The following is a 12,136-nucleotide window of genomic DNA, read 5'->3' as shown; positions in this document are numbered from 1 at the left end:
GAGGAGCCGGGGGGCAGGGTGGCAGGGCCTGGGCGGAGCCCGCCGCGTGCACGGGCCCTACGCTGATGCCCGTGACGACTCCGGAAAGCAGGCCACTGGCCGTGTTCGACCTCGACGGAACCCTTGCCGACGCCGGGCACCGGCAGCATCTGCTGCGGCGCGCGCCGCGCGACTGGGACGCGTTCTTCGCCGCGGCGCCCGACGACCCGCCGCTCGGCGAGGGCGTGCGGCGGTGCCGGGAGGCTGCCCGCGAGTGCGAGATCGTCTACCTGACCGGCCGTCCGGAGCGGTGCCACAGGGACACGGTGGACTGGCTCGCCGCCCATGAGCTGCCCGACGGCCGGATCTTCATGCGGCGCAACGACGACCGGCGGCCGGCCCGCAGGACCAAACTGGAGATCCTGCGCCGCCTCGGCGCGCGGCGCGACATCAGGATGCTCGTGGACGACGACGAGCTGGTGTGCCAGGACGCCGAGCGGGCGGGCTTCCGGGTGGTGCGCGCCGTCTGGGGCGCGGAGAGCACCGGGGCGGCGATGCGGGACGCACAGGAGCGCGAAGGCCGCACCTGAGGTTCCCGCCGCTCCCGGGCCACGGGCGCGGCGGGACCGCTCTTCCGGCGTCGCTCAGTCGCCGTCCTCCAGCCGGAATCCGACCTTCAGGCCCACCTGGTAGTGCTCGATCCGCCCGTCGGCGATGTGCCCGCGCACCTGGGTGACCTCGAACCAGTCGAGGCCCCGCAGCGTCTGCGACGCCCGGGTGATGCCGTTGCGGATGGCCTGGTCGACGCCGTCCGGTGAGGTCCCCACGATCTCGGTGACACGGTAGGTGTGGTTCGACATGTGCGTCCTGCTCCTCTCGATGGTCCTTCCACGGTGCCGCACACCGCACGGTCCCGCGAGGCGTCGCCGGCCGTGACGGAGCCCCGGTGTCCACATGCTGGTCCGCTTCCGGTTCCCCGGCCGCCGGCCGGAGGACGGCCGAACTCCCGTGTTTCGGCCACCGCATGAGCTGACGGTGATGTCATGGATGGCTGTAGTGTCCGATGTCGGCCCGTTCGCGCTCCGCTTTCCGGACTTGACCGGACGTTTGGTCCATACCAAAATCCAGCCAGCCCGTGCGAGCGTCAGCTCCTCCCCCCACGTCGGGTCCCGTTCATGTGCCCCGACGCAGAAGGTGACCTCGTGAAGAACCGCTACCTCGCCCTGTCCTCCGTGCTCGCGTGTTCGCTCGCCCTCGGCGGCTGCGGTCTGATACCCGGCGGTTCCGACACCCGCACCGTCAGCATCTGGCTCATGCAGAACAGCGTGTCCGACGACTGGCTGAAGCGCTTCACCGAGACCTTCGAGAAGGAACACCCCGGCATCGAGCTCGACGTCACGTTCCAGGAGTGGACCGGGATCGGCAAGAAGGTCACGGAGGCGCTGAAGAGCGAGGACGCGCCCGAGGTCATCGAGGTCGGCAACACCCAGGTCGCGGGCTACGCCGAGAGCGGCGGCCTGCGCGACCTCACCCTGGAGTCCGTGCGCGACCTCGGGAACGAGGACTGGCTGCCGGGCCTCGCCGAACCGGGCAGCATCAACGGCTCCCAGTACGGCATCCCCTGGTACGCGGCCAACCGCGTCGTCATCTACAACAAGGAGCTGTTCGCCGAGGCGGGCATCACCGAGCCGCCGAAGACCCGCGCCGAATGGCTGGAGATCTCCGAGAAGCTCGACAGACCCGGCCAGGACGGCATCTACCTCTCCGGCCAGGACTGGTACACCCTCGCCGGCTTCATCTGGGACGAGGGCGGGGAGCTCGCCGTGGAGAGCGCGGGCGACTGGCAGGGTTCCCTGCACTCCAAGGCGGCCCTGCGCGGCATGGACTTCTACCAGGAGCTCCAGTCCCACGGCAGCGGGCCCAAGGACGGCGACGAGGAGACCCCGCCGCAGGCGGAGGTCTTCGCCAAGGGCAACGTCGCGCAGATGATCGCCGTACCCAGCGCGGCCACCGTGATCGAGAAGGCCAACCCCGAACTGAAGGGCAAGCTCGGGTTCTTCCCCGTCCCGGGCAAGACCGCCGCGGCCCCCGGATCCGTCTTCATCGGCGGCTCGGACCTGATCGTGCCCGAGAACTCGAAGGAGCGGGCCGCCGCCGTCGAGGTGGTCTCCGCGCTCGCCGGGGACGAGTGGCAGCTGGACCTCGCCCGCACCATGAACTACGTGCCGAACAAGGCCACCCTCGGTCTCGAGCTGGAGGGCCAGGAGAGCACCTACGCCATGGCCGCCGGAGCCGCCCAGGGCCGGGCCACCCCCAACTCCCCGCAGTGGGCCGAGGTGGAGGGCGACAACCCGATCAAGCCCTACATGACGGCCGTCCTCCAGGGCAGGGAACCGGCGACCGCCGCGCGCAACGCCTCCGACCGGATCACCGCCGCCCTGCGCCCCTAGGCGTGTTGCGAAAGTCACTCCTGGCCCGCGACGCCTGGCACGCACGCTCGCCGCGTTGTCGGAGTCATCCGAGTACGCCCGGTACGAGGATGATCCTCCGCCTTGCGATCGCACGCACCAGACGCCGCAGGCCCCGCCCTCCGGGCGGACGGAGCCACTTTCGCAACACGCCCTGGCCCCCCGCGCCCCGGCCGTCCCTCGGCACCGGGGCCGCGCACGTCCGGGATTCAGCGTTCCCACATCCGCCCTCCGCCGGGCGGTCATGTCGAATCCAGCCTGTCACGGAAGAAACGAAGGGCCGGGCCGCCGCACCCGCGGTCCGCCCCCTTCGTCCGGCACAGGAGACCGTCATGTCCGCAACCCCGCTCGCCGCGCCCGTCCCGGTCACCCGCCCCGCCCCGCCCGCGGCCCCGCACACCGCCGCCCCCCGGCAGGCCGGTCCGGGCGGCGACCCCCGCTACGTCGTCCGCCTCGCCCGCGACCAGGAGGACGTGCGCGCCGCGCAGCGGCTGCGGCACCAGGTCTTCGCCGGTGAGATGGGCGCCCTGCTCGACGGCCCCGAACCGGGCCTGGACGGCGACGCCTTCGACGCCTACTGCGACCACCTCCTGGTCCGCGAGGCCGCCACCGGAGAGGTCGTCGGCACCTACCGCATCCTGCCGCCCGACCGCGCCCGGATCGCCGGACGCCTCTACGCGGAGAGCGAGTTCGACCTCAGCCGGCTCGACCCCGTCCGCCACGACCTCGTCGAGGTGGGACGCTCCTGCGTCCACCCGCTGCACCGCAACGGGGCCGTCATCGCGCTGATCTGGGCTGGGCTCGCCCGCTACATGACCCGCACCGGCCACAACTGGCTCGCCGGCTGCTGCTCGCTGCCCCTCGCCGACGGAGGCGCCCGGGCCGCGGCGGCCTGGCACACCGTGCGCAGCCGCCACCTGGCACCCGAGGAGTTCTGGGTGACCCCGCACCGGCTCTGGAACGCGCCGGCGGCCGTCCCGCCCGCGGCACGCACCGAACTGCCGCCCCTGCTGCGCGGCTACCTCCGGCTCGGCGCCTGGGTCTGCGGAGCACCCGCCCACGACCCCGACTTCGACGTCGCCGACCTCTACGTCCTGCTGTCGCTGCGCCGCACCGACCCCCGCTACCTGCGCCACTTCCTGTCCCTGGCCCCGGCGTGACGGCCGTCCGGCCCTGCGCGCGGACGGGGGACCCACGGCCTCCCGGCCCCGGCCCCGGCGTGACAGCTGACCCGCCCGGCGCGCGGATCAGGACCCCGCGGCTCCCCGGCCCCGGCGCGGCGAGCGTCTGGCTGCCCACGGCGCCGTGCACCCCCGAGGGGTGCGCCGCGGGCGCCGGGCCCGCCGCCGGGGCCGCGCGGGCCGTCCTGCGGCTCACCGCCGGCTCCGCGGTCGTCACCGCCGGGATCCTGCTCGCCCCGGCCGCGGCCCTCCTCGGCGTCCGGCTGCGCCACCGGCTGACGCGGCACTGGGCCCGGGCGGTGCTCAGGGCGTTCGGCGTCCGGGTGTCCGTCGTCGGCACCCCGCCGGGGAGCGCCGCGCGGCACGGGCCGCCACGGCCGGGGGAGCTGGTCGTCGCCAACCACGTGTCCTGGCTCGACATCCCGCTGATCGCATCCGTCCTGCCGGGCCGCATGCTCGCCAAGAGCGAGCTCCGCCGCTGGCCGGTGCTGGGCGCGGTCGCCGCCCGGGGCGGCACCCTGTTCCTCGAACGCGACCGGCTGCGCGCGCTGCCCGCCGCCGTCGCCGCGATGGGCTCCGCGCTGCGGGGCGGCTCCCGCGTCGTCGTCTTCCCCGAGGGCTCCACCTGGTGCGGCCGCGGCGAGGGGGGACGGTTCCGCCCGGCGGCGTTCCAGGCGGCGCTGGACGCGGGCGCCGCGGTGCGGCCCGTACGGCTGTCCTACGGGCCCACCGGGGCGGCCGCGTTCGTCGGCGACGACCCGCTGGCGGCGTCGCTGTGGCGGGTGGCGACGGCCGCCCGGCTGACCGCGGAGATACGGCTGCTGCCGCCGCTCGTCCCCGGTTCCCGGACCGACCGCCGCGCCCTCGCGCGCTCCGCTCAGCTCGCGGTCGCGAGACTGAGCGCGAACCGCCCCTCCGTGTCCGTCCACCAGTGCGACAGCTCCAGTCCGGCCGCCGCGAGTTCGTCGCGCACACCCTCCTGACGGAACTTGGCGGACACCTCCGTACGCATCTCCTCGCCCGCCGCGAACGGCACCACCAGGTCCAGCTCACGGATCTTCACGGTCACCGCCGACCGGGCCCGCAGCCGCATCTCGATCCACTCGTGCTCGTGGTCCCAGACGGCCACGTGGTCGAAGTCGGCCGGGTCCACGTCCGCGCCCAGCTCCCGCGCGAGCACCGACAGCACGTTCTTGTTGAACTGCGCCGTCACCCCCGCGGCGTCGTCGTAGGCGCGGACCAGCACCTGCTCGTCCTTCACCAGGTCGGTGCCGAGCAGCAGCGCGTCACCGGGCTCCAGCAGGTCGCGCACCGACCGCAGGAACAGCGCACGCTCGGCGGGCAGCAGATTGCCGATCGTGCCGCCCAGGAACGCCACCAGCCGCGGCCCCGGCGTCCCCGGCAGCGCGAGTCCGCGGGTGAAGTCCGCGATCAGCGCGTGGACGTCGAGCCCGGGCCGCTCGGCGAGCAGCGCCTCGGCCGCCCCGGTCAGCGCGCTCTCGCTGACGTCGACGGGCACATAGGTGTGCAGCGCCGTCAGGGCGTCCAGCAGGAAGCGGGTCTTCTCCGACGACCCCGAGCCCAGCTCCACCAGGGTGCGGGCGCCGGTGGCGGCGGCGATCTCCCCGGCGCGGGCGGCCAGGATCTCCCGCTCCGCCCGGGTCGGGTAGTACTCGGGCAGCCGGGTGATCTCCTCGAACAGCTCGCTGCCGCGGGCGTCGTAGAACCACTTCGGCGGCAGCACCTTGGGGGTGCGGGTCAGCCCGTTCAGCACGTCGGCGCGCAGATCGGCGCCGGTCGCGTCCTCGGGCAGGGTGCGGGTCAGCAGGAACGGGCTCACTGGGTGGGCTCCTTGAGCTCGGTCAGCAGCAGGTCGGTCCGCGTCGCCGTGAGCAGCGTGCGGTCCGGCACCTCCTGCCAGCGCGGATCGTCGTCGTACGGCTCCGATGCGACCACCGTGCGGCCGCCGGAGCCCGTGAGATACCAGAGGGTGTCGCCCCACGCGGTCGCCGCGATCGCACGGCCGTCGGTGAGGAGGAGGTTCAGCCGGGAGCCGGGGGCGGCCGCCGCCGTGTCGCGCACGGTGTCCGCCAGGGCCTGGCCCAGGCCGTCGCCGGCCCGCAGCCGGTGGAGCACCAGCGCCCACACGAGCGCCGAGTCGGTCCGTGCCTCCATCGACAGCAGCGCGGCCGCCGGGAGCGCACCGGCCGGAGCGGCCATCGAGTCCGGCCAGCCGGCCACCGCGCCGTTGTGGGAGAAGAGCCACGGTCCCGAGGCGAACGGGGCGGCGGCCGCCTCCCCGTCCGCGCCCGCCCGGGTCGCGTCCCGCACCGCGGCGAGCACCGCCTGGCTGCGCACGACGCGTGCCAGGTCGGCGAAGGACAGGTCCCCCCACACGGGCCCCGCCCGCCGGTAGCGGGCGGGCACCGGGTCGTCGTCCGCGTACCAGCCGACGCCGAACCCGTCCGCGTTCACCGTGCCGTACCGCTGCCGCCGCGGGGCCCACGACTGCCGGAACAGGGCGTGCTCGGGGGCGACCAGCAGGTCGCCCAGGGCCGCGGGCGGTCCGATCGCCGCGAGGTGCCGGCACATCAGGCGGCCCCGTCCTGCCGGACGCGGGCGTCCCGCGCGGTGCGGAAGCCGGAGAAGATCTGCCGGCGGACCGGCAGGTCCCAGTTGCGGAACGTGCCCCGGCAGGCGACCTGGTCGACCCCGAACGCACCGCCGCGCAGCACCTTGTGCGCGGGCCCGAAGAAAACCTCCGAGTACTCCCGGTAGGGGAAGGCCACGAAGCCGGGGTACGGCAGGAAGTCGCTCGCCGTCCACTCCCACACGTCACCGATCAGCTGCCGCACCCCGAGCGGCGACTCGCCCGCGGGATAGCTCCCGGCACGCGCGGGCCGCAGATGCCGCTGCCCCAGGTTGGCCTGGTCCGGGCCGGGGTCGGCGTCGCCCCAGGGGTACCGCCGGGACCGCCCGGACTCCGGGTCGTGGCGCGCCGCCTTCTCCCACTCGGCCTCCGTCGGCAGCCGCCTGCCCGCCCAGCGGGCGTACGCGTCGGCCTCGTACCAGCTGACGTGCAGCACCGGCTCGTCGGCGGGCACCTCCTCGGTGACGCCGAAGCGCCGACGCAGCCAGGCGCCGCCCTCCCGCCGCCAGAACAGCGGCGCCCCGATGCCGTGCCGGCGGATCTGGTCCCAGCCCTCGTCGGCCCACCACCGGCGCTCGCCGTAGCCGCCGTCGTCGATGAAGGCCGCGAAGGCGCCGCAGGTCACCGGGGTGGTGTCGATCCAGAACGCGGGGACGTCCCGCCGGTGCGCGGGCCGCTCGTTGTCCAGCGCCCACGGTTCCGTCGAGGTGCCCATCGTGAACGGGCCGCCGGGGACCAGCACTTCGGCGGGCAGCGCGCCCGGCGGACGGTCCGGCGGCTCGGGCGCGGTGAGGGCGGCGGGCCCCCGCCGCAGCTGGTGCGTGATCAGCATCGTCTCGTCGTGCTGCTGTTCGTGCTGCGCGATCATGCCGAAGGCGAACGCCGCGTCCACGAGCGGTGTGCCCTCCAGCGCGGTCCGCTCCAGGACCTCCAGCACCCGGCCGCGGACGTCCGCCGCGTACGACCGGGCTTCCGCCGGCGCGAGCAGCGGGAGCGACGGCCGGCTGGCGCGCGGGTGCTCGAAGGCGTCGTAGACCGAGTCGATGTCGGGCCTGAGCGCCTGCCGGCCGCCGACGGTGCGCAGCAGCCACTGCTCCTCCTGGTTGCCGATGTGCGCCAGATCCCACACCAGGGGGGACATCAGCGGCGAGTGCTGGGCGGTCAGCTCGCCCTCGTCGACGCACTCGGTGAGCAGCGCGGTGCGCCCGCGCGCCGCGACCAGGGCGTCGAGGGCACGGATGCGCGGATCGGCCTCCCCGGGCGGGGACACGGCAGGCGACGGGGCCCGCGAGGGCCCGGCGGTGCCGGCCGGCTGGTTCTCGCTCATGTGACAGGCTCCTTGGCCGCGGGCGAAAGGACGAGGTCGTCGGCCGGGGAACGGCCGGGCAGCACGTACCGCTCGTGGAACGCGGCGACGGCCGCGACCAGTTCGGCACGGACGCCGATGCGCCCCAGGGCGTCGAGCGCGGCGTCGAAGGCGGTGACCGCCGCCGTGTGGATCGCCGGGTCGGCGAGCCCGACACGGGCGGCCGCCACCCACAGCGGACTGACCGGCGCCGGCAGGGCACCGGCGTACTCCGCCAGCGGCTTGACCGCCCGGTACACCCGCTCCGCCGCCTCGGAATCGTCGAACAGCGCCGCGGTGACGGCGGTCGGCACCATCCAGCCGTCGTCGCCCGGCTGCGCGTCCAGCATGCGCAGCTCCAGGTGACCGCGGGGCCGGACCGGGGGGAACAGCGTGGTCAGGTGGTAGTCGAGATCCTCCCTCGTCGGACGCCGGGGCGTCCCCGACCGCAGCCACTGGCGGAACGTCAGCCCCGCCGGGCTGTCCCACGGGCCCTCGGCCCGGCGCACGCACATCACCGGCGCGTCGAGCGCGTGCGCCGCCCAGGCGGAGCGCGGCTCGGCCCCCGGCTCGGGCGCCAGCGCCCGCACGGGGTCGATGGCCGCCCACACCGCCTGCCGGGCCGACTTCCAGCCGGTGGGACGGCCGCCGCGCGCCGGGGAGTTGGCGAACGCGGCCAGCAGCACCGCGCCCAGCAGATGGGCGAGCTGCCAGCGCCGCGCGTGGCCGAGGGGGCCCGGTTCCTCCTCGCCCGCGTCCAGCGACACCTGGACGGAGGCCGACGAGCACATCATGGTGCGCCCGGCGGGGCCGGTGCGGTCCAGATGCCGCTCCATCGCGTCGTAGCGCGGCTCGCGGAGCAGCCGGCGCGGGGACTGCCAGGGATCGAGACCGTAACCGGCGAGGGCCAGACCCGAGGCGCGGAGCGCGGTGCGCACGGCGCGCAGATCGGCGGCGGTGGAGTCGACGCACTCCGTCAGGGACGCGGCGGGCGCGGAGCTGAGTTCCAGCTGGCCGCCCGGTTCGAAGGTCAGGGCCGAGGTGAGCGAGAGGGCGCGCACCTCGTCGTGGGCCGAGCGCAGACGCTCGGCGTCCACCGGGACGGCGGGCCTTTCGAGGTCGTGGACCAGCCATTCGACCTCGACGCCCACCACACGGGGCGGACCGGTCTTGAAGCAGATACATCGGAGCAGGTCCTCGGCGTCGTCCTCGGACAACCCGGGCCCGAAGCCGTCGGTATCTGGCGGACGCATGTGCGACTCCTCCACTCGAAGGATCCCGCGAAGGGACTCTGTCAACCTAAGGCCACTGCCGCCTCTTCGCACAAGACTGCCCCTGAGGAGCGGAAACACGCTTGATCGTGTCGTGCCTGGTCACCCACCATGTGGCAGATGAGCGCACGTCTGCGGGAGATCGCGAGGCAGACCCGGGAGATCGTGGCGGCGGGCGGCTACCGGCTGCCCGGCGGCCGCCGGGTCGATCTGGGGGAGGCGGTCGCCGCCGCCCTGAAGGGCACCGAGCTGTACGGACCGGAGCCGGTCCGGGCCGTCCCGGACACCGGCCGCGCCACGGCCTTCGAGGTGACCGGCGAGTCGAGCACCGCGGCCGCGCGCCGCCTGACGTCCGCGGCCCCCGAGCCCGTCGCCGTGCTGAACTTCGCCTCCGCCAGGAACCCGGGCGGCGGCTTCCTGAACGGGGCGCAGGCCCAGGAGGAGGCGCTCTGCCGGGCCTCCGCCCTCCACGCCACCCTGCTGCGCGCCCCGGCCTACTACGAGCACCACCGCCGCGACCGCAGCCCGTTCTACTCCGACCGGGTCATCTCCTCCCCGGGCGTGCCCGTCTTCCGCGACGACCGCGGCACCCTGCTGGAGGAGCCGTTCCTGGCGGGATTCCTCACCTCGCCCGCACCGAACGCGGGGGTCGTCGCCCGGAACCTGCCCGAACAGGCGCACCGGGTGCCCGCGGTGCTCGCCGCCCGTGCGGAACGCGTGCTGGAGACCGCGGTGGCCCGCGGATACCGCCGGCTCGTCCTCGGCGCCTGGGGGTGCGGCGTCTTCCGCAACGACCCCGCCGGCGTGGCCGGCGCCTTCCGGGGCCTGCTGGGGCCGGAAGGCAGGTTCGGCGGCCACTTCGACGAGGTCGTCTTCGCGGTGCTGGACCGCTCGGCCGGAGCGGCGACGCTCGGCGCGTTCCGCCGTGTCCTCACGGGACTGCCGGGCCCGGCGCGCTGAAGGGGACCGGCGGGCGGCCGCCCGCGCGGGCCCGGGGCGGGCGACCGGAGAGCCGACCGCGGCCGGCGGCGAGGGCGCGCGCGGGCCACGGACGGGCAGGGTGCGGGTCAGGACCAGCCGTGACGTTCCCGCAGGCGCCCCACCACCCGGTCGAAGCGCGGGCGGTCCAGCGCGGACGCCTCGCGCCGCATGCCCCGCTCATGGACCCGCAGCACCCGGTCCAGATCCACCCAGGACTCGCGCCCCGCGCCGTCCCACGGGCCGGTGCCGATGGCCACCCACTCGCGGTCGCCGTCGTGCGCCCGGCTCGACAGCTGCACGGCGAGCAGCGTCCCCGCCGCCTCGCGGGCCACCACGAGGACCGGCCGGTCCTTGCCGCGCCCGTCGTCCTCCTCGTACGGCACCCACGTCCAGACGATCTCGCCCGGATCGGGGTCCCCGTCCCGGTCCGGCGCGTACGAGGTGCGCACGGGCCCCACGCCCGCCGGATCGGCCTCGGTGGTGGCGAACGGGCCGTCGCGGCCGGGCACGGGACCGGGGTCGCCCGGAGGGTCCTGCGACGGGCGGGGAGAGATCGACATCGGCCCACCGTAGAACCGCGCGATCTGCCGGATCCAGCCATCCCGGCACGACGCGCCGACGATCCGCGTCCGGCGCGTCCCGGTCGCCGCCGGGCCGGGCGGGGCGACAACCGCTTCCTGCGGCCGACGAACGACACGGCCGCACGCCGGGCATTTCCGGCCATCCCCCCATCCCGATGAACGCGCTCTCTGGAAGGATGCCGAGGGCGATGAGCCAGACACCCCGACAACCCGTGGGCCGCTCCGCCCCGACCAGTGCCGACGTCGCCCGGCTGGCCGGAGTTTCCCGTGCCACCGTCTCGTACGTCCTCAACAACACCGCCGCCGTGCGCATCAGCGAACCGACCCGTCTGCGGGTCCGCGCCGCCGCCGAGGAACTGGGCTACGTCCCCCACGCGGCCGCCCGCAGCCTGCGGGCAGGGCACACCCGGACCGTGGTCATGCCCTCCGCGCGGCTGCCGGGCGGCCCGCTGCCCGTGCGGTTCTACGACGAGTTCCAGAGCGAGCTGCGCCGCCTCGAGTACACCGTCGTCGAGTACGGCGGCGTCGGCCTCGACGGCGACGAGGCCGCCCGCGCGTGGGCCGAACTGCGGCCGGTCGCCGTCGTCTGCCCCGGCGCCACCCAGCCCTCCGCCTACGGGGTGAGCCTCCTGAGGCGGTCGGGCGCGCGCGCCGTCGTCACCCTCGGGCCTCACCCGACCCGGGGCGCGCACTTCCTCGCCCTGGACGAGCGCCGGATCGGCGCCGCGGCGGTCGGGCACCTGATCCACCGCGGCCGGCGCGCCATCGGCGTGGTCGTCCCCCGCGAACCGGGCCCGAAGCTCTGCGCCGAGCTGCGCCTGGAAGGGGCACGCGCAGCGGCCGAGGGCAGCGGGGCGCGGACAGTGCCCCTGCCGATGGCGTACGAGGAGGAGTCGGCCGCCGCCCTCGCCGCCCGCTGGCGTGCGACGGGCCTCGACGCCGTGTTCGCCTTCGACGACGCCTACGCGATGCTGCTGATGCGCGCGCTCCAGGACGAGGGCGTCGACGTGCCCCGGGAGACGGCCGTGGTCGGCGCCGGCGACCTGCTGCTCGGCAGGCTGCTGCGGCCCCGGCTGAGCACCGTCCGTGTCGACACCGTCAGCGGGCGCCGGCTCGCCGAGCTCGTCGACCGCGTCGTCCGGGAACCGGCCGCGGAGCCGGAGCACCACGACCTGATGGCGGCCCGGGCCGTCCACCGGGAGTCCAGCTGACGCGCCAGCCGCCCGGTGGGCGACGACGTGCGGCCGACGACATGCGGCCGACCGGGCGGATGTCTACCGTCGCCCCATGAGCAACGAACCGGAGCGTTTCGGCATCCTTGTCCTCCCCGAGCACGTCGAAGGCGACGACCCGGTCGCCGCGGCCGACACCGCGATCCGCTCGGCCGTCGTCGACGCGACCGGCCGCCGGGGCGCGTCCGGGTACCCCCGCTACGTCGGCGACGGCGTGGAGGCCGACATCGACCCGGTGACACGCGCCGTCGAGGCGCTGCTGGTGGACGGCGCGGAGCTGGACTACGGCCTCACCGTCCGGGTCGTGGACGCCGACCGGCTCTGACCGCTCACGCGCGGCGGCCCGCGTCCTGACGTCCCGCTCCCAGGGGGACCGGGTGGCCGGGCCCGGGCAGCCCGTTCGCGCCCTGCGGCACACCGGCCGGGCCCCGGCGCCGCGCACGGCGGA

At 75.3% G+C, this 12,136-nt stretch carries 13 protein-coding genes; 7 read left to right on the top strand and 6 right to left on the bottom strand.

What is annotated here, in order from left to right; genetic code table 11:
• The first annotated feature begins 71 nt into the window (after positions 1 to 71).
• Entirely contained in the window at positions 72 to 569 is a 498-nt protein-coding gene (locus tag IAG43_RS01410; RefSeq protein WP_246574026.1) for a phosphatase domain-containing protein, read from the top strand.
• Positions 570 to 623: 54 nt separating this feature from the next.
• Here IAG43_RS01410 and IAG43_RS01405 read toward each other — a convergent pair whose 3' ends face one another.
• Positions 624 to 839, bottom strand: coding sequence for a dodecin (locus IAG43_RS01405; protein ID WP_187738918.1), 216 nt, complete (start codon positions 837 to 839; stop codon positions 624 to 626).
• Between the two features lie 342 nt (positions 840 to 1,181).
• Here IAG43_RS01405 and IAG43_RS01400 point away from each other — a divergent pair, with 342 nt between their 5' ends.
• The 3 genes from IAG43_RS01400 (at position 1,182) to IAG43_RS01390 (ending at position 4,611) form a co-directional block, all read left to right on the top strand.
• Positions 1,182 to 2,429: an extracellular solute-binding protein gene (locus tag IAG43_RS01400; protein WP_187738917.1), complete on the top strand. Its 1,248-nt coding sequence runs from the start codon at positions 1,182 to 1,184 to the stop codon at positions 2,427 to 2,429.
• Positions 2,430 to 2,779: 350 nt separating this feature from the next.
• Positions 2,780 to 3,607: a GNAT family N-acetyltransferase gene (locus tag IAG43_RS01395; RefSeq protein WP_187738916.1), complete on the top strand. Its 828-nt coding sequence runs from the start codon at positions 2,780 to 2,782 to the stop codon at positions 3,605 to 3,607.
• Between the two features lie 86 nt (positions 3,608 to 3,693).
• Positions 3,694 to 4,611, top strand: coding sequence for a lysophospholipid acyltransferase family protein (locus IAG43_RS01390; protein WP_187744243.1), 918 nt, complete (start codon positions 3,694 to 3,696; stop codon positions 4,609 to 4,611).
• Here IAG43_RS01390 and egtD read toward each other — a convergent pair.
• The 4 genes from egtD to egtA are packed head-to-tail and all read right to left on the bottom strand — an operon-like array spanning position 4,506 to position 8,876.
• Entirely contained in the window at positions 4,506 to 5,468 is a 963-nt protein-coding gene (gene egtD / locus IAG43_RS01385; RefSeq protein WP_187738915.1) for an L-histidine N(alpha)-methyltransferase, read from the bottom strand. The genes IAG43_RS01390 and egtD overlap by 106 nt on opposite strands.
• Positions 5,465 to 6,220, bottom strand: a complete 756-nt coding sequence (gene egtC, locus IAG43_RS01380; protein ID WP_187738914.1) for an ergothioneine biosynthesis protein EgtC — start codon at positions 6,218 to 6,220, stop codon at positions 5,465 to 5,467. The genes egtD and egtC overlap by 4 nt, the downstream gene beginning before the upstream one ends.
• Positions 6,220 to 7,605 (bottom strand): ergothioneine biosynthesis protein EgtB, encoded by a 1,386-nt coding sequence (gene egtB / locus IAG43_RS01375; RefSeq protein ID WP_187738913.1) that lies wholly within the window; start codon positions 7,603 to 7,605, stop codon positions 6,220 to 6,222. The genes egtC and egtB overlap by 1 nt, the downstream gene beginning before the upstream one ends.
• Entirely contained in the window at positions 7,602 to 8,876 is a 1,275-nt protein-coding gene (gene egtA / locus IAG43_RS01370; protein ID WP_187738912.1) for an ergothioneine biosynthesis glutamate--cysteine ligase EgtA, read from the bottom strand. Before egtA ends, egtB begins: the two co-directional genes overlap by 4 nt.
• 138 nt (positions 8,877 to 9,014) lie before the next feature.
• On the opposite strand from egtA, the gene IAG43_RS01365 reads away from it, so the two are divergent.
• The gene (locus tag IAG43_RS01365; RefSeq protein ID WP_187738911.1) at positions 9,015 to 9,854 is read left to right on the top strand and encodes a TIGR02452 family protein; all 840 of its coding nucleotides are present in this window, start codon (positions 9,015 to 9,017) and stop codon (positions 9,852 to 9,854) included.
• Between the two features lie 107 nt (positions 9,855 to 9,961).
• On the opposite strand, the gene IAG43_RS01360 is transcribed toward IAG43_RS01365, so the two are convergent.
• Positions 9,962 to 10,435: a type II toxin-antitoxin system PemK/MazF family toxin gene (locus tag IAG43_RS01360; RefSeq protein WP_187738910.1), complete on the bottom strand. Its 474-nt coding sequence runs from the start codon at positions 10,433 to 10,435 to the stop codon at positions 9,962 to 9,964.
• 209 nt (positions 10,436 to 10,644) lie between these two features.
• Here IAG43_RS01360 and IAG43_RS01355 point away from each other — a divergent pair, with 209 nt between their 5' ends.
• Both IAG43_RS01355 and IAG43_RS01350 read left to right on the top strand, forming a co-directional pair.
• The gene (locus IAG43_RS01355) at positions 10,645 to 11,667 is read left to right on the top strand and encodes a LacI family DNA-binding transcriptional regulator (RefSeq protein ID WP_187738909.1); all 1,023 of its coding nucleotides are present in this window, start codon (positions 10,645 to 10,647) and stop codon (positions 11,665 to 11,667) included.
• Between the two features lie 76 nt (positions 11,668 to 11,743).
• Positions 11,744 to 12,013 carry a hypothetical protein gene (locus IAG43_RS01350; RefSeq protein WP_187738908.1) on the top strand — a complete coding sequence of 90 codons (270 nt, stop codon included), beginning with the start codon at positions 11,744 to 11,746 and terminating at the stop codon, positions 12,011 to 12,013.
• The last annotated feature ends 123 nt before the right edge of the window (positions 12,014 to 12,136 follow it).

Origin of the sequence: Streptomyces genisteinicus (assembly GCF_014489615.1) — a bacterium.
In the GTDB taxonomy this organism is placed as follows: Bacteria; Actinomycetota; Actinomycetes; order Streptomycetales; family Streptomycetaceae; genus Streptomyces; species Streptomyces genisteinicus.
The sequence above is the reverse complement of the archived record's forward strand: the minus strand, read 5'-3'. Positions and strand labels throughout refer to the sequence as shown.

Bases quoted from the DNA above. Each gene is read 5' to 3' on its own strand.
- egtC (WP_187738914.1), bottom strand. From the start codon at position 6,220: ATGTGCCGGCACCTCGCGGCGATCGGACCGCCCGCGGCCCTGGGCGAC.
- IAG43_RS01355 (WP_187738909.1), top strand. From the start codon at position 10,645: ATGAGCCAGACACCCCGACAACCCGTGGGCCGCTCCGCCCCGACCAGT.
- IAG43_RS01405 (WP_187738918.1), bottom strand. From the start codon at position 839: ATGTCGAACCACACCTACCGTGTCACCGAGATCGTGGGGACCTCACCG.
- IAG43_RS01360 (WP_187738910.1), bottom strand. From the start codon at position 10,435: ATGTCGATCTCTCCCCGCCCGTCGCAGGACCCTCCGGGCGACCCCGGT.
- IAG43_RS01365 (WP_187738911.1), top strand. From the start codon at position 9,015: ATGAGCGCACGTCTGCGGGAGATCGCGAGGCAGACCCGGGAGATCGTG.
- egtA (WP_187738912.1), bottom strand. From the start codon at position 8,876: ATGCGTCCGCCAGATACCGACGGCTTCGGGCCCGGGTTGTCCGAGGAC.
- IAG43_RS01395 (WP_187738916.1), top strand. From the start codon at position 2,780: ATGTCCGCAACCCCGCTCGCCGCGCCCGTCCCGGTCACCCGCCCCGCC.
- IAG43_RS01350 (WP_187738908.1), top strand. From the start codon at position 11,744: ATGAGCAACGAACCGGAGCGTTTCGGCATCCTTGTCCTCCCCGAGCAC.
- egtB (WP_187738913.1), bottom strand. From the start codon at position 7,605: ATGAGCGAGAACCAGCCGGCCGGCACCGCCGGGCCCTCGCGGGCCCCG.